16 protein-coding genes are annotated in these 14,974 nt (G+C 68.6%); 8 read left to right on the top strand and 8 right to left on the bottom strand.

Features of this window, described 5'->3' with window-relative positions; all coding sequences use genetic code 11:
- Positions 1–11: 11 nt before the first annotated feature.
- Positions 12–1,310 (bottom strand): UDP-glucose dehydrogenase family protein, encoded by a 1,299-nt coding sequence (locus GKO32_RS30700; RefSeq protein ID WP_154760404.1) that lies wholly within the window; start codon positions 1,308–1,310, stop codon positions 12–14.
- A gap of 150 nt (positions 1,311–1,460) precedes the next feature.
- On the opposite strand from GKO32_RS30700, the gene GKO32_RS30695 reads away from it, so the two are divergent.
- Positions 1,461–2,219 carry an SDR family NAD(P)-dependent oxidoreductase gene (locus GKO32_RS30695; RefSeq protein ID WP_154760403.1) on the top strand — a complete coding sequence of 253 codons (759 nt, stop codon included), beginning with the start codon at positions 1,461–1,463 and terminating at the stop codon, positions 2,217–2,219.
- A gap of 27 nt (positions 2,220–2,246) precedes the next feature.
- On the opposite strand, the gene GKO32_RS30690 is transcribed toward GKO32_RS30695, so the two are convergent.
- Complete coding sequence (locus GKO32_RS30690; RefSeq protein ID WP_154760402.1) at positions 2,247–3,878, bottom strand: TM0106 family RecB-like putative nuclease; 1,632 nt, start codon at positions 3,876–3,878, stop codon at positions 2,247–2,249.
- A gap of 84 nt (positions 3,879–3,962) precedes the next feature.
- Between GKO32_RS30690 and GKO32_RS30685 the strand changes: the two genes are divergently transcribed.
- Positions 3,963–4,427: a DUF6474 family protein gene (locus tag GKO32_RS30685; protein WP_154760401.1), complete on the top strand. Its 465-nt coding sequence runs from the start codon at positions 3,963–3,965 to the stop codon at positions 4,425–4,427.
- 15 nt (positions 4,428–4,442) lie between these two features.
- On the opposite strand, the gene GKO32_RS30680 is transcribed toward GKO32_RS30685, so the two are convergent.
- From GKO32_RS30680 to GKO32_RS30665, 4 genes are read right to left on the bottom strand one after another with little or no spacing between them, the layout of a single operon-like run.
- Complete coding sequence (locus GKO32_RS30680) at positions 4,443–5,405, bottom strand: glycine betaine ABC transporter substrate-binding protein (RefSeq protein WP_312868837.1); 963 nt, start codon at positions 5,403–5,405, stop codon at positions 4,443–4,445.
- A complete protein-coding gene (locus tag GKO32_RS30675) occupies positions 5,402–6,175 on the bottom strand; it encodes an ABC transporter permease (protein WP_154760400.1) in 774 nt (257 codons plus the stop codon). The genes GKO32_RS30680 and GKO32_RS30675 overlap by 4 nt, the downstream gene beginning before the upstream one ends.
- The gene (locus GKO32_RS30670; RefSeq protein WP_312868836.1) at positions 6,172–7,359 is read right to left on the bottom strand and encodes an ATP-binding cassette domain-containing protein; all 1,188 of its coding nucleotides are present in this window, start codon (positions 7,357–7,359) and stop codon (positions 6,172–6,174) included. The genes GKO32_RS30675 and GKO32_RS30670 overlap by 4 nt, the downstream gene beginning before the upstream one ends.
- The gene (locus GKO32_RS30665; protein ID WP_312868835.1) at positions 7,346–7,993 is read right to left on the bottom strand and encodes an ABC transporter permease; all 648 of its coding nucleotides are present in this window, start codon (positions 7,991–7,993) and stop codon (positions 7,346–7,348) included. The genes GKO32_RS30670 and GKO32_RS30665 overlap by 14 nt, the downstream gene beginning before the upstream one ends.
- Before the next feature lie 204 nt (positions 7,994–8,197).
- On the opposite strand from GKO32_RS30665, the gene GKO32_RS30660 reads away from it, so the two are divergent.
- The 4 genes from GKO32_RS30660 to GKO32_RS30645 all read left to right on the top strand — a co-directional run bounded on the left by GKO32_RS30660 (position 8,198) and on the right by GKO32_RS30645 (position 11,064).
- Positions 8,198–8,722, top strand: a complete 525-nt coding sequence (locus GKO32_RS30660) for a hypothetical protein (protein ID WP_312868834.1) — start codon at positions 8,198–8,200, stop codon at positions 8,720–8,722.
- 69 nt (positions 8,723–8,791) lie between these two features.
- Positions 8,792–9,514, top strand: coding sequence for a YcnI family copper-binding membrane protein (locus tag GKO32_RS30655; RefSeq protein WP_154760398.1), 723 nt, complete (start codon positions 8,792–8,794; stop codon positions 9,512–9,514).
- Positions 9,515–10,045 (top strand): copper resistance CopC family protein, encoded by a 531-nt coding sequence (locus GKO32_RS30650; protein ID WP_154760397.1) that lies wholly within the window; start codon positions 9,515–9,517, stop codon positions 10,043–10,045.
- Entirely contained in the window at positions 10,042–11,064 is a 1,023-nt protein-coding gene (locus GKO32_RS30645) for a CopD family protein (protein WP_312868833.1), read from the top strand. The genes GKO32_RS30650 and GKO32_RS30645 overlap by 4 nt, the downstream gene beginning before the upstream one ends.
- Before the next feature lie 147 nt (positions 11,065–11,211).
- Here GKO32_RS30645 and GKO32_RS30640 read toward each other — a convergent pair whose 3' ends face one another.
- Positions 11,212–12,114 carry a phosphotransferase enzyme family protein gene (locus tag GKO32_RS30640; protein ID WP_154760396.1) on the bottom strand — a complete coding sequence of 301 codons (903 nt, stop codon included), beginning with the start codon at positions 12,112–12,114 and terminating at the stop codon, positions 11,212–11,214.
- A 25-nt stretch (positions 12,115–12,139) separates the two neighbouring features.
- Positions 12,140–13,522: a helix-turn-helix transcriptional regulator gene (locus tag GKO32_RS30635; RefSeq protein WP_154760395.1), complete on the bottom strand. Its 1,383-nt coding sequence runs from the start codon at positions 13,520–13,522 to the stop codon at positions 12,140–12,142.
- Between the two features lie 285 nt (positions 13,523–13,807).
- Here GKO32_RS30635 and GKO32_RS30630 point away from each other — a divergent pair, with 285 nt between their 5' ends.
- Both GKO32_RS30630 and GKO32_RS30625 read left to right on the top strand, forming a co-directional pair.
- A complete protein-coding gene (locus tag GKO32_RS30630; RefSeq protein WP_376766015.1) occupies positions 13,808–14,134 on the top strand; it encodes a hypothetical protein in 327 nt (108 codons plus the stop codon).
- 12 nt (positions 14,135–14,146) lie between these two features.
- The gene (locus tag GKO32_RS30625; RefSeq protein ID WP_312868846.1) at positions 14,147–14,548 is read left to right on the top strand and encodes a hypothetical protein; all 402 of its coding nucleotides are present in this window, start codon (positions 14,147–14,149) and stop codon (positions 14,546–14,548) included.
- Positions 14,549–14,974 lie beyond the last annotated feature (426 nt).

The following is a 14,974-nucleotide window of genomic DNA, read 5'->3' as shown; positions in this document are numbered from 1 at the left end:
CGCAGCGAAACTCAGCGGGCGAGCACCCTGGCGCGAGGGCGGCCGAGGCCGAGCCAGGTCAAGCCGGCGGCCAGCACCACCTGCGGGTCGAGCAGGTTGCGGGTGTCCACAATGGAATCGCCCTGCATGAGGTCCGCCAGGTAGGACCAGTCGATCCGGCGGAACTCGTCCCACTCGGTCAGCACCACGATCGCGTCGGCGCCCTTGGCCACCTGGTAGGGGTCGTCCACGATGCGCATCCCGGGCAGCTCGCCGCCGACCGCTGGGTCGTAAGCGGTCACTTCCGCGCCGTGTGCGGCAAGCATCGCGGTCACCGACAGGGCCGGGGAGTCGCGCAGGTCGTTCGTGCCCGCCTTGAACGCGAGCCCGAGTACGCCGATGCGGGAGCCGGCGAGAGTGCCGCCGACCGCACCCGCGATCTTCGCGACGATCCGGTCCCGTTGCGCGATGTTCTCCCCGATCGCGGCCGAGAGCAGTGAGAAGTCGAACCCGACGGACTCGGCGACCTGCACGAGCGCGTGCGTGTCCTTCGGCAGGCAGGATCCGCCCCAGCCGGGGCCGGGTTTGAGGAAGGACCGGCCGATCCGGCGGTCGTAGCCCATGCCCTCGGTGACCGACATGATGTCCGCGCCCAGCCGCTCGCACAGCTCGGCGATGGCGTTTACGTAAGACAGTTTCATCGCGAGGAAGCAGTTGGCCGCGTACTTCACGAGCTCCGCACTCGCCGCGTCGGTGATCACGTTCGGCGCGGCGAGGTCGGTGTAGAGATCGGCGACCCAGCGCGCGGCCTGCTCCTCGTCCGAGCCGACCACGATCCGGTCCGGGTTGAGGAAGTCCGCGACCGCGGTGCCCTCCCGCAGGAACTCCGGGTTCGCCACGACCGGCACGTCCACCCGGCCCAGCATGGCGCGGATGCGCTGCGCGGTGCCGACCGGAACGGTGGACTTGGTGATCACCGCGCAGCCGGCGGGCAACACGCCGCAGATCTCGTCGATGACGGCCTCCACCGCGCGCAGGTCGGCCGCGCCGCCCGCACCCATGGGGGTGGGCACGCAGAGGAACACGGCCTCCGCGTTCGCGACCGCCGCGCCCGCGCCCACCACGAAGTTCAGCCGACCGGCGGAAAGACCACGGGAAACCAGTTCTTCGAGCCCGGGTTCGAGGATGTCGACCTGCCCGGCCGCGAGTCTGGCGACCTTCTTCTCGTCGACGTCGACGCAGGTGACCTGGTGACCGAGGCCGGCGAGGCACGCCCCGGTGGTCAGGCCGACATATCCGGTCCCGATGACGACGATCCGAGCTGAGCCCATGGGGCCAACCTGACACCCGGAGTTGACAATCGCGCTAACGGCAGGGGTCGCTCCCGAATACTTAGCGCGACGGGTGAGGAGGGCCACCTGCCCGTCGCGCGAACGAACGTTAACCTCAGAGTTTCGGCAGCCCAGGCAGAGAGGAACGACATGCGGATCACGGACACGGCGGCATTGGTCACCGGTGGCGCTTCCGGTCTCGGCGGTGCGACCGCGGCGGCGTTGGCGGGCAAGGGTGCGCGGGTGTTCGCGCTCGACCTGCCCGGCGGGATCGAGAAGGCACCCGAAGTGCCCGGCGTGACGTATGTCGAGGCCGACGTGACCGACCCGGAGCAGGTCCAGACCGCGGTCGAGCAGGCCGCCTCGGCGGGCGTGCCGCTACGGACCGTGGTGAACTGCGCGGGCATCGGACCGTCCGCGCGCATCCTGTCCCGCAAGGGCCCACACGACCTTGGGTTATTCAAGAAGGTCGTCGAGATCAACCTGATCGGCACATTCACCGTGCTGACCCTCGCGGCCGAAGCGATCGCGAAGACCGAGCCGCTCGAGGACGACGCCCGCGGGGTCGTCGTCAACACCGCCTCGGTCGCCGCTTTCGACGGTCAGATCGGGCAGGTCGCGTACTCGGCCTCGAAGGGCGGCGTGGCCGGGCTGACGCTGCCCGCCGCGCGGGATCTGGCGTCGCAGGGCATCCGGGTGGTCACCATCGCGCCGGGCATCATCGACACGCCGATGCTTGCCACGGTCAGCGACGAGTACCGCGCCGGCCTGGCGGCGAGCGTGCCGTTCCCGAAGCGGCTCGGCCGTCCCGACGAGTACGCGCAGCTGGCCGTGGACATCATCGAGCACGACTACCTCAACGGCGAAGTCATCCGCATGGACGGCTCGATCCGGATGGCACCGCGCTGACGAACGCCGGACCCGGCACGTCTGGGGTCAGAGGTCGCCCATGTACGGGATTTCGTTGGCGGGACCGGACATCCAGGTGCGCAGGGCGTGCGTGGCGCGGACGTCGTCCTCGTTGTAGCGCAGGATGCGTTCGCGCTGCGCCAGGTCCGGGGCGGTGCCGTCCATGCCGACCGCGTCGCGGTACCAGCGCATCGACGCCTCGCCGCCGGCTTCCGGGTCCCGCCAGGTGAAGCCGGCCACGGGCGCGATCACTTTCAGGCCTTTGCCGCGGGAGCACAGGAACTGGTCGGAAACCCCGCGGAACAGGTCGACCCACTCGCCCGAGTCCACAAAGGACTGGATCTCGCGCTTGACCGGGATGCCGTCGAGCCCGGCGAACCGGTCCGCGGAGCCGAACAACCAGCGGTTCTCGGCCATCGCGTTGTAGCAGTATGCGCGGAACGTCAACCCCGCCGCGACCGTGCGCGCACGCACCTCCCGGAACCACGCCCAGAACTGCGCGAACGACCTGGCTTCGTCCACTGTGGGCAGTGGGTCCCAGGTGACGAACGAGCGATATCCCTGCGGCATTCCGATATCCGCTCCGGAAAGCAGGCAACCCCACAGGTACGCGCCCGACTCACCGAAACTTTCCATGTCCACGTCGACTTCGACATCGCCACGGGGGACGGTGACCGCCGTGACCCGGCGCACCACGGTGAGATCCGCGAGCCACGCCCGCGCGAGCGCGACCGCGTCACCGAACGGGCCGGAGGTCCAGACGATCGGCGGCTCCTCGGCCGGGTTCAGCGCTGCCAGCTTGTCCACAGTGGACACTCCAGCGCGACGCAGCTCCATCGCGTCCTCGCCACGCACGACAAGGCTCACGTCGCGGATCGCGAGCAGCTCCGCCTCACATGTGGGCCACCACGGGCAGCTGCGGCAGTCCAGAATGCGGGACGGCTCCGCGAGCGCGGCGGCTCCGGTGGCCGCCGCCTGCGCGACGGCGACCCGGTCGGCGAAGCGAGCGTCGTACTCCGCGAGCGCGCTGCGACCGCCCGGCCATGTCGGCGCGGCCAAGTCATGCCACAGCACCACATCGGCGTCCAGCCCGATGACCCCGCCGAGCGGCTGATGCGCGGCGAGGCCGAGAGTTTCCAGCATGCGGCGCAGGTGCGCGAGACGCAGCTGGTCCCGCGGCTGGGAGCGGACCTTGCGCTGCTCGTCGACCACCGCGTGCGCCGGGTCGAGCTGCGTGGGCGGCGTGGTGACCGCGCCGGAGCCGGGATCGGTGATCCGGTGCCGCACCACGATCACCGGCAGGTACCCCTCCCCGGACCGGACCAGTAGCTCGGCACCACCGCGCCGATGACCGCTGCGATCCGTGGGCAGCAGCGCTCCCCAGATCTGGGCCGCGCCGTCCGCCAGCGCCTGCTCGGTGATCCGGACACGCTCGGCCGCTGGCAGCTCACGCGGCACCGTGACCCACGTGCCCGGGATGGCCTCGACCAATCGGCGGCGGATCTCCAGCCGGTGCGCCGCCGCGTCGGCCTTGCGCTGCTCCGCCGCCGGATCGGGCGGCGCCAGCGGAGTTTCCCGCATCGAAGGGTCCGCTTCGAGATGCACTCGACGCCGGCAACGGCTCACCGCCCCGGCATCCAACAGCACCTCGTTTTCCATGTACAACACTCTAGAAGCACCCCCCGACAGAAATGACGCGCGTCCGGCGTGCCCGGCCATCCCGCGACCAGTAAGTTCTCTGCCATGGCACGCAAGAAGAGCGGCGAGTCCACGAGCAGCGGTCTGACACCGAAGAAGGCACGCAACGCCGTCTCGGTAGCCAAGATCATCGTGCCGGCGGTGACGCCAGTGCTCGCGCCCCTCGCGGTGCGTGCGGCCGGAGCCGCCCGCGAGGCCTACGACCGGTACCAGGCACGCAAGCTGGGTGTGCCCGTCGAGCGGCTGCCGGAGTTCACCGGGCGCGGCGCCGGGTTGCTCGCGCGCATCGCCGGCGTGTCCGATGCGCTCGATACCCTCCGGAAATCCGAGCGGGCGAGCGACGACGACCAGAAGTTCGCCGCCGACGCCCAGGCGACGCTCGAGCAGCTGACCGCGGCCGTGCGCGCGGCGGAACGTATGCCCGCCGCCCGCCGCAAAGCCGCTCACCACGCGGTATCCACCGAACTCGAACGTCTGGAAAGGGAGATCCTCCAGCACCTCGGGGTGTGAGCAAGGAAAACACCGTTACTTGATGAAGCCCTTCGAGATCATCCAGTTGCGGGCGACTTCGCCGGCGTCCTTGCCGTCCACGTCGACCTCCTTGCAGAGTTCGATCATCTGCTTGTTGTCCATCGCCTTGCCGACCGGCACGAGCACGTCGGCCAGTGCCGGGTGCGCCTGCAGGTAGGACTTCTTGAGCGTCACCGCTGCGTTGTACTGCGGGAAGAACTTCTTGTCGTCGTCCAGCACACGCAGGTTCAGCCCGGCGATCCGGCCGTCGGTCGTGAAGATCTCGCCGAAGTTGCAGGTGCCGCTCGCGACCGCGGAGTAGATGGCGCCGGTGCCGAACGTCTTCACGTCCGTGGTCGGGAACCCATAGGTCTTCTGCACCCCCGGCATGCCGTCCTGCCGGCTCGCGAACTCCGTTTCCACGCAGAACACCGCCTGGTCGGGATGTTCCTTCAAGAACGCCGTCATGTCCGAATTGGACTTGAGATTGTGCTCGGCGGCGTAGGATTCCTTGGTGCCGAAGGCATACGTGTCGTTCAACGGCGAGTAGTCCAGCCAGGTGATGCCGTTCTGCTTCTCGTCGGCCGCCTTCACCGCGTCGAACTGGCGCTGCTCGTCCGGAATCGGTTCGGTGTTGCCCTGGTAGGAAATCCAGCCGGTGCCGGTGTACTCCCACGACAGGTCGATCTGACCGTTGAGCAACGCCTGCCGCGCGCTGTTGGAGCCGGCGATGTTCGTCATGTCGATGACGTCCGCGCCGGCCGCGGACAACGCGAGTTCCGCCAGGTAACCGAGGATGATGTTCTCGGTGAAGTCCTTCGACCCCACTGTCACGCTGAGCCCTTGCAGGCTCGGCACCGGGCGGATCGAACCGGGCTCCACCTGGTACGGCAGGGCGGCGTTGACGTTCAGACCACACGCGGTCAGCGACGACGCCAGCAGGATGACGCCGAAAAGCGCCTTCAGGCGATGCTTCACTTGAGTCCCCTCGGTCCGAATACCTCCTCGAGCACCGCGCCGACCCAGTCGATCAACAACGCGAGACCGACCGCGAGCACCGCGCCGGTGATCAGCACCGGAATCCGGTTGAGCTTGTACCCGGTGTCGATCAGTTCGCCGAGACCGCCGCCGTTGACGAAGAACGCCAGCGTCGCGGTGCCGACCGCGAGCACGAGCGACGTCCGCAGGCCGGCCAGCATCAGCGGCACGGCCAGCGGCATCTCGATCCGCCACAACACCGCGGAGCCGGACATCCCGATGCCACGGCCGGCGTCGATCAACGCCGGGTCCACCGCCTCGATGCCGACGATCGTGTTGCGCAGCACCGGAAGCAGCGAGTAGAAGGCGAGCGGCAGCACCGCGCACCAGAAGCCTTCCCAGCTGGTCCACAGGAAGAACAGCACGATCATGCCGAGCGCGGGCGCGGCCTGGCCGATGTTCGCGATGGTCAGGAACAGCGGTGCGACGCGACGCGCCCAGGTCCGGGTCAGCAGCATGCCCAGCGGCACCGCGACGACCACGACGATCGCCGCCACCGCGAGCGTGATGAGCAGGTGCTGCCAGGTGTCGTGCAGGAGCGTGGAAATGTTCAGGCTTTCCGCTTCGATCGCGTCGTTGTCCCGCGTCAACGCCCAGACGAGCACCGCGCCGACGATGACGACCACGGCGAGCGGCTGGGCGATGAACCGGCCGCGTTCCGCGCGGCGCGAACCGGACCCGGTCGAGAAACCGCTTTCGATGGTCGTCATGACTCGGCGTGCTCCCCACGGAGACGCTGAATCGTCGCGATGACGGTGTCCAGGTGGATGGTGCCGACGTACTCGCCCCGTGCACCGGTCACCGGCACCCCGCCGCCCTCGACGAGCATCGCCTCGAGTGCGTCCTGCAGCGTCGACTGCAAGCTCACCAGGTCGGTGAGCGGTTTGCCCGCCGTGGCCAGTGAAGAGGCGGCGGCCAGGTCGCGGACGTGCACCCACCGCACCGGACGGCGCCGCTCGTCGAGCACCAGCGCGTAGTTGGAGCCGCGTTCGGTCAGTTTCTGCCGCACCGACGACGGGGACTCGCTCAGCGCCGCGGTCACCGGGGTCTCGTCGAGTTCGACATCACGCACTCGCAGCAGGGTCAGCTGCTTGAGCGAGGCGCCCGCCCCGACGAACCCGGCCACCGTGTCGTCGGCCGGGTTGGCGAGGATCGCGTCCGGGCTGTCGTACTGGAGGATCTTCGACTGGTTGCCGAGCACGGCGATCTTGTCGCCGAGCTTGACCGCCTCATCGAAGTCGTGCGTCACGAACACGATCGTCTTGTGCAGCTCGGCTTGCAGGCGCAGCAACTCGTCCTGCAGGTTGCCGCGGGTGATCGGGTCCACTGCGCCGAACGGCTCGTCCATCAGCAACACCGGCGGGTCCGCGGCGAGTGCCCGTGCGACACCGACGCGTTGCTGCTGGCCACCGGATAGCTGGCGCGGGTACCGGCCGTGGAACTGGGCCGGGTCGAGCCCGACCAGGTCCAGCATCTCCTCGACCCGGTCGGCGATCTTCTTCTTGTCCCAGCCCAGCAGGCCGGGCACGACGCCGATGTTCTGCGCCACCGTGAAATGCGGGAACAGACCGGCCTGCTGGATCGCGTACCCGACCTGGCGGCGCAGTGTGTCCGGGTTGAGCCGCAGCGCGTCCTCGCCGCCGATGGTGATCTTGCCGGAGGTGGGCTCGATCAGCCGGTTGATCATCCGCATCGTGGTCGTTTTGCCGCAGCCCGACGGCCCGACGAGGATCACGATCTGCCCGGCGGGGATGGTCATCGTGACGTCGTCGACGGCAGGTTGCCGCGAGCCCGGGTACCGCTTCGTGACGTGCTCGAGCTGGATTTCGACACCCGAGACGGCCCCCTCGGCCGCGGGACTCGCTGTGGTTTCGATCGTTTCAGACACGGACACCCCTCGGAACGGTGAAGCGGGCGATGAGGACGTAGATGCCGTCGAGGATGAGCGCCAGGATGACGACGCCGATCGTGCCGGCGAGGGCCTGGTTCGTGGCGTTCGCGCTGCCGGCGCGGGTCAGCCCGGAGAACACCTCGGAACCGAGACCAGGCCCCTTCGCGTAGGCCGCGATCACCGCGATACCCATCAGCATCTGGGTCGCGACGCGCATCCCGGCGAGAATGGCGGGCCAGGCCAGCCGCAACTCGACGCGCGTGAGCACACCGAAGCGGTTCATGCCGATGCCCTTGGCCGCGTCGGTCACCGCGGGATCCACACCGGCCAGCCCGACGATCGTGTTGCGGACGATCGGCAGCAGCGCGTAGACGACGAGCGGGATGACGCTGGGCGCGACACCGAGCCCGACGAGCGGGATCAGCAAGCCGATCAGGGCGAACGAGGGGATGGTGAGGATCGTGCTCGCCAGTGCGGTGGCCAGCGCCGAACCGACGGGGCTGCGGTACACGGCGATACCGATCAGAACCCCGATCACCGCGGCGAGAACGGTGGCCTGGACGACTTCGCTGACGTGCAGCCATGCCTGTAGCGACAGCCTGCTCCATCTGTCGGCCACGTAGTCGAAAAGGTTCACGCGTGGCGGCCCTCCCTCCCGGTCAATGGCCCGCTCACCGTTCCGCATTCTTTGTTAATGAGCAACTATTGCCACTCAACGAAACGTGTCTCACAGCGACACTGAAGTGGTGTGACCTGGGAAGATAACCGTTCGTCATACTTTTTCCCGACTGGTAACAGCCGTTGCGTACACCACACCGGGGGCTTCTCTTACGCTGTGCGAGTGAGCAAGCCAAGGCGAAAGCACGGTGTGTCACCGATGCTGCGTGGCATCTTGCTCGCCTTGTGTTCGGCCGGTCTCGGAATCACCGCGCATGCGCTTGCGGACGGCAGCCTGCCCGACGCCACGGGAACGCTGGTGCTCACCGTGCTCATCGGCTGGGTCGGCGCGGCACTCGCCGAGAAGACCAAGGGGCCGCTCGGGGTGCTGGCCGTGCTCGGGGTCGCGCAGCTGGCGATGCACCTCGTGCTCACGGAGCTGATGGAACACTCCGCCCCCGCACAGCCCGCGATGTACGTCGCGCATGCGATCGCCACGGTGCTGACCGCAGGGCTGCTCACCCACGCCGAGTCGATGGCGCGGATCGCGGTCGCGAGTCTGTGGCTGCTAATGCCCGTCGTCTGGCGCCCCGCGCCGGTACCCGCCGCGCCGCGGCAGGTGCCTGCCGAATCCGTGGCGGATGTCCCGCTGCTGTCGGTGCTACTGCGTCGTGTGCACGGGCGGCGCGGCCCGCCCACGCGCTCCTGAACCTTCGCGCACCAAGCCAGCGACCGGTCCGGCGCTGGTCACTCAAGCCTGTTCAGGAGCAGCACTTTCATGTCGAACAACCGTGTCATGCGCGCGACCGTACTGGCGGCCACCTTCGGCGCCGTCGGGCTTCTCGGAGCCGGCGTCGCGTCCGCCCACGTGACCGCGAACATCTACGGCAACCAACCCCAGAAGGGTGGCAGCGGCACCATCGTCTTCCGCGTGCCCAACGAGGAACAGGACGCCGGCACGAACAAGGTGGAGATCGACTTCAAGCCCGAGTACGCGATCAGCACGGTGCGCTACAAGCCGGTGCCGGGCTGGACGGCACAAGTCGAAAAGGCCCAGCTTCCGGCGCCGGTGAAGAACGGCAAGAACCTCGACGTCACCAACCCGGTCACGAAGATCACCTTCACCGCGCAGCCCGGGTCCGCCCTCGCCAAGGGGGACGCCGAGTTCCAGGAGTTCGAGATCAGCGCTTCCACCCTTCCGTCCAATGTGGACGAACTGGCGCTGCCGGCGATCCAGACCTACGACAATGGTCTGGTGGTGCACTGGGACCAGGCGGAGACAGGCGGGGCGGAGCCGGAACACCCGGCGCCGACGGTGCAGCTCGCCGCCGCGGCGACCGGCTCCGGGCACTCCGACATGAGCGTTTCACCCGCCGCCGAATCGTCGAGCACCACGAGTGACAACACCGCCAGGTGGCTCGGCGGGGCCGGACTCGTCGTCGGCGCGCTCGGACTCGGTATCGGCGGGGGCGCGGTACTGCGCAGCCGGAAGGCGAAGTAGATGCGCAAGGCACTCGCCGTGCTGGCGCTGGCGGTGGCCGCCATGATCGGCACCGCCACGCCGGCGCTCGCACACAACGTGCTGATTTCGACCGACCCGGCGAAAGGCACCGCGCTCGAGACCGGGCCGGCGAAGATCACGCTCATCTTCGACGCGCCGGTCCAGGGCGGGGACATCAACCAAATCTCCGTCCTCGGGCCGGACAGGTCGCAGTGGGCCGAGGGCACGGTGGCCATCAGCAGCAACGTGGTCACCGTCCCGGTGCGGCCGCTCGGACCCGCCGGCACCTACACGGTCGGCTACCGGATCCTGTCCTCGGACGGGCATCCGGTCACGGGCGAGTACACGTTCACCCTCACCAAAGCGGGCAACGGCACGCCGGCCACGGCGGGCGCCGCCACCGGTGTGGCCGGGTCCAGCAGTGGTTCCGGCGGCGGCGTGCCGGTGTGGGTGTGGGTCATCGGCGCCTTCGTCCTGCTGGCCATCGGGCTGACGCTGGCACTGCGGATGGGCCGGGAGAAGACTCGGTGAAAAGCGCCGGGACCACCTTGCCGGTCCAGTACTCGACGCTCCTCGCCGCGGGCACCGCGGCGCTGGCCGGGGTGCTGATCGGGGTCGCGCTGACCACGACCACCCCCGTGCCGGGCGTGGTAGACGTGAACGAGGTGGTCTCGGTCGCCATCCCGGTCGTCCGGGTGCTGCTCGACCTGTCGGCCGTCACGACCGTCGGGCTGGGCCTGCTGTCGGTGCTCGTCGGCTACGACCGGCCGAAGCTGACCGAGCCGGTGCTCGCCAGGGCGCGGCCGGCCGCGGTCGCGGCGGCACTGGTGTGGGCGGTCGCGGCGCTGGTCAGCCTCGTGCTGCAGACCGCGGAGTACCGGCCACAAGCCTCGAGGATCGGCTTCGCCGACATCTGGGACTACGTCCGGCAGATCGGCGCGGGCAAGGCGCTCCTCGTCGTCGCGGTGCTCGCGCTCGCGCAGGCCGCGCTCGGGATACTCACGCTGCGCCACGGCGAGAAGGTGCCCGCCGAGGTGCGGGTCGGGCTCGGCCTGTTCTCGTTGCTGCCGTTGCCGGTCACCGGGCACGCGTCGAACTGGAACTACCACGACTACACGACGATCTCGATGGAGCTGCACGTGATGAGCGCTGTCGCCTGGACCGGCGGGCTCGGCGCGATGACCGTGCTGCTCATCGGAAACCGGACGCTGCTCGCGCACGCGCTGCCCCGGTTTTCCAAGCTCGCCACGCTGTGCCTGGCCCTTTCGATCGTCACCGGGCTGTTCAACGCGGGCGTGGAGATCCTGATCAATCCGACCATCGGCTTCTGGTCCGCCCTGTTCACCACGCCGTACGGGCAGTTGGTGGTACTGAAACTGCTGTGCGGGATCGCCATCGGCGCGCTCGGCGCGAACCTGCGGTGGCGGCTGATGCCGCGGATCCTCCGTCACGAGCGGACGGCGCTGGCCTCCTGGGCGAGCCTGGAGCTGACCGTGATGGGCCTCGCGTTCGGGTTCGCCGTTGTGCTCACGCGCGCACCCGTTACCTGATGTAGCGCAATTTGCACCTAGGGAGTGGCGAATCGGCCCGATCAGGTGACTAGTCGGGCCGAATTACCCGCCATTGAGCCCCTTTGTGGCGAAACGACGAGCGGCCACCTGGGATCGGCGAGTGTCGCGGCCGGTCTCCCTCGGTGGTCAGCGGTAGCGAACCCATGGGTCGCCGGTGCGTCCGGTCCGCAGATCGGTCAGCCTCCGGCGGAACTCGTCCCGCACCTTCGGGTTGCTGCGCAGGATGGGCAGCACGCTCGTGGTCAGCTTCAGCTCACGCAGCGCCCTGAGTACGGGAAATCCGGACCAGGCCGTGACATCGAAGCCGTAGACGTCGGCCAGCATGCGGTAGCGGCCCGGAGGATCGGCGAACCGCTCTCGGCCGACCGCCAGCGGAGTCAGGTCCCATTCCGGCGGCCCCGCACACGAGGAGTCGAAATCGCACAACACCGGGCCGTCCGAACCGACGATGATGTTGCCGGGATGAGCGTCGCCATGGATCAGCCCACGGGGCAACGGGAACTCAAGCTCGTCCAGCAAGGCCTCGACCTCGGCACAACGCCGCAGGAAAAACCGCCGGTCGGCGGGGTCGAGCTCCTCCGCGTCCAGAACGCGTGCCCGCACGTCGGCGAGCGGATCCCAGTCACCGACCCCGTCGGGCACCGGCAGCTCGTGCACTCGTTTGAGCAGCACGCCAAGATCCTTCGCGGTCGCGCGGCGGCGCACGGACGGCACGTGAATCCACGCGGTCACCAGATGCTCGCCGACCGCGATCGGCTGATCGAAACCTGGCAGCAGACGGATGGCCGGGACGTCGTGGCGCTCGAAATGCCTGGCCACCGCGACCACCCGGCGCGCCCGGTACCGCAAGGCGTCCGATCCGACGATGCGCAGCACGACCGGCGCGCTCGCCAGCTGGTAGACGGCGTTGTTGGTGAATCGCAGCAACCGCGCGCCGCCCGGGTCGAGCCCGAGCAGCGCGGCGGTGGCGCTTACCGTCTCAGCCAGCTTTTCCCTGGTGAAACGGCCATCGAGAGTTGTGGCAGGCATCGTCCGGACCCACCCTTCCCCAGCCTCACGCGGCGAAGAAGATGCCCAATCGCTCGGCGAGTTCTCGCGCGTCCGGGTTGTTCTTCCGCTTCTCCGCCTCTTCCTTGAGCGGAAGCATCCGGTCACGGACGCGCGCGGACTTCAACCCCTCAGCGGCGTCGAGCGCAGCCCGCCCGACCCTGGCTCCGTGGTCGATGTCGCCTTCCAGCAGGTGGTTGGTGGCCAGCGCGCTCACGTTGAAGGTCTTGCTGCGCTGCATGTCGTCACCGTAGGCGTCGATCGCCCTGCTCAGCGCCGGTATCGCGTACTTCGTGTGCTTGAGGTCCACGCTGCGCGCGAGCACCGTGTGCACAGTGCCGATCATCGCGTAGACATCGGTTTCGTTGAAGAACTTCACCCAGTCCTCGGCCTCGGCCAGGTTCGCGCGGGCGAACTCGTCCTTGGCCAGGCCGAGCAGTTTCAGTGCCTGCTCCTCGTTCTCCATCATCGCGTAGGCCCAGGCCTGGTTCGCCGCGAGCACGGCGATGGCCAGCTCGGACCCCGACTCCTGCGCGGCGATCTGGCCGAGCTGGAACAGTTTCAACGCGTCGTTGGGCGCCTCCTGGTGCAGGTAGACGCGGCCCATCCGGTACAGGATGTTGGCGACCAGCGGGTCGTTGTTGCCCTGCTTCGCCAGCTCCAGCGCGTTCGCGAAATGCCCGCGCGCGGAGTCCATCAGGCCGGTGTCGAACGAGGTCCAGCCGGCCAGGCTGTGCAGGTCGGCGAGCGCGACGAACAGTCTGGACTTGACCGGGCTGGTCGCCGACGAGTCCAGCATCTGCTGCCCCCAGGACAGCTGCGCGACTACGGCATCGCGGCAGAATCCGCCACCGTACTGGTAATCGAGCGCCCGCAGCGCCCTTGTCGCTGCTTCCACCTGGCGCACATCGGTCATCCCGATGTGCCCCGGTGCCGGCGTCCTCGCGGGGCTCGCCGCCCACGCCTGCGGGGACGATCCGAAGACCGCCGCCCCCATCGTGACCTGGGCGGCATGCGCGAGGAAGTTCCGCCGTTTCACGGACTCGTCCTCCTCAGCCTGCTGCTCGTCGGCTGCGCCGACGACCTGAATCTCGGTGGCCTCGTCGTAGGCGAGGCCCATGTATCCACGGGGGACGCCCAGCCCGTCGGCGATCCTGGCGAGCACGTCATAAGCCATGACCTGCCGCCCCTTGAGGATCTCCGAGACCTCGGACTGTGACTGGCCGGTGAGTGCGGCGATCTGGCGCTGGGAGATGCCCTCCTTGCGGAGATTCCGGTAGACCGCGCTGATCGCGCGACCGGCCAGTGCTTCCCGCATCTCGCGCTTGTCCCAGACAGCAGGGCTGATCGGGTGACCCTGCCGGGTATCCGCACTGCTACTGGCGTCCATTGCGCCCCCTCACCATTCACTCGGGCGTCGATTCGCAGCGTAGGCACTCATATTCAACCGCGCGAAACGCCTTTTGCCGAGCCTGATCAGCCCGGCCGAACTATCCCGACCGTTTACCGTGGAACCCGCGCCGGTCGCCGCTATGACGGCGGTTCGACTTCTCTTCCGGTCGGCTTCATCGCAATCTAGTTCTCAGTTCTCCGTGAGCGAGTGGGTACGCCCCGCGATCACACAGAGCAACGAGGGACACAACAGACCAAGCCCGGACAGAGCGGAGTTGACGCGGTGGAGTTCATGGACTCGATACCCGCAGCACGGACGACCGCCCAGGCCCACCACCACATCGGGCCGATGAGGACGGTGGCCCGCTCGGCGGTGCCGTCCGTCACCGACCCGCGTGCCGCGCAGGTGCGCCGGTACGAGAGCGGCCAGCTGGTGTGGCGCGTGCAGTGCGGCGACATGATCAACCGGGAACGTTGTGTGACGGTGCTCGTCCAGGACGACCAGGTGGTGCTGGTGGGGCCGCCCGGAGAAACAGCGCGATTGACCGCGGGCCAGCTCGGCCAGTTGCGGGCAGCGCTCAACGAAGCTGCGAAGCTGACGGAAAGGTAAGTGACTTCTCCCGTGGATCAGATCCTTGGTCAGGTGCTCCGCAATGCGGTGTGGGAGCGCCTCGACATGCTCGCCGACCTGGCGACGCGCGCCGACACCGACTCACTGGTATCCGTCGCCCGCTCCGAACTGCCCCGGCTGACCGAAGGCTGGCGGGCGATGTTGTCGGCACACGAACCCGACGAGCGCGGTGACTGCCCCACCTGCTCCACCCGCTGGCACAGATGCAAGGCGCCGTGCTCCGTCTGGCAGGTCGCGCACGAACATCTCGTCGCCGGTGGTCTCGCACCGCAGCAGAACCTGAACCGCCCGTGGCGCCGCACCCGGTCCACCGTGCCGAGCGCCCGCAGCAAGCCGACGCAGTCCGAGACCACGGGGCGCCACGCGCTTATCCCGCAGGTCGCGACCCACTAACCAGTTACCGATTAATCGAAAAAACGTGGGGCTGACCCCTAGCGGGTAACCCGCCCCAGCGCTATCTTGATCAAGCAGACCCCTGACTGCGATCTTGCAGAGCGCATCTTGCGAGCACCTCGCCCTCGTTGACGAGGCCCCGAAACTCCGCGGGCCGGCGCCGTTGCACTCCCCTCCCCCGACCGGTGCCGGCCCGCGGGCCCAACCCTGTTCGCTCGCTGCGCTCGCTTCCCTCGGGCGCGGGCCGGCCATTGCATTTGGGGGCCGAGCCCCCAAACCCCCACGGTGCGAGCTTCTTGCCCTGGCGGGCGCTGGGCACGTTTGGCGTGACCAGCGCCCGCCGCGCGTTCGGTGCGTGGCGGTTAGGCCTTGCGGGTGCCGGTTAGGGTGGCTGCGGCTAGGACCTTGGTTGGTAGGTGTGGCAGG

This window comes from Amycolatopsis pithecellobii, assembly GCF_009707865.1.
Lineage (GTDB): Bacteria > Actinomycetota > Actinomycetes > Mycobacteriales > Pseudonocardiaceae > Amycolatopsis_E > Amycolatopsis_E pithecellobii.
The sequence above is the reverse complement of the archived record's forward strand: the minus strand, read 5'-3'. Positions and strand labels throughout refer to the sequence as shown.

What these genes read in the sequence shown, in the direction of transcription:
- GKO32_RS30695 (WP_154760403.1), top strand. Translation starts at nt 1,461, where the DNA reads ATGCGGATCACGGACACGGCGGCATTGGTCACCGGTGGCGCTTCCGGT.
- GKO32_RS30635 (WP_154760395.1), bottom strand. Translation starts at nt 13,522, where the DNA reads ATGGACGCCAGTAGCAGTGCGGATACCCGGCAGGGTCACCCGATCAGC.
- GKO32_RS30640 (WP_154760396.1), bottom strand. Translation starts at nt 12,114, where the DNA reads ATGCCTGCCACAACTCTCGATGGCCGTTTCACCAGGGAAAAGCTGGCT.
- GKO32_RS30685 (WP_154760401.1), top strand. Translation starts at nt 3,963, where the DNA reads ATGGCACGCAAGAAGAGCGGCGAGTCCACGAGCAGCGGTCTGACACCG.
- GKO32_RS30675 (WP_154760400.1), bottom strand. Translation starts at nt 6,175, where the DNA reads ATGACGACCATCGAAAGCGGTTTCTCGACCGGGTCCGGTTCGCGCCGC.
- GKO32_RS30700 (WP_154760404.1), bottom strand. Translation starts at nt 1,310, where the DNA reads ATGGGCTCAGCTCGGATCGTCGTCATCGGGACCGGATATGTCGGCCTG.
- GKO32_RS30655 (WP_154760398.1), top strand. Translation starts at nt 8,792, where the DNA reads ATGTCGAACAACCGTGTCATGCGCGCGACCGTACTGGCGGCCACCTTC.
- GKO32_RS30690 (WP_154760402.1), bottom strand. Translation starts at nt 3,878, where the DNA reads ATGGAAAACGAGGTGCTGTTGGATGCCGGGGCGGTGAGCCGTTGCCGG.
- GKO32_RS30650 (WP_154760397.1), top strand. Translation starts at nt 9,515, where the DNA reads ATGCGCAAGGCACTCGCCGTGCTGGCGCTGGCGGTGGCCGCCATGATC.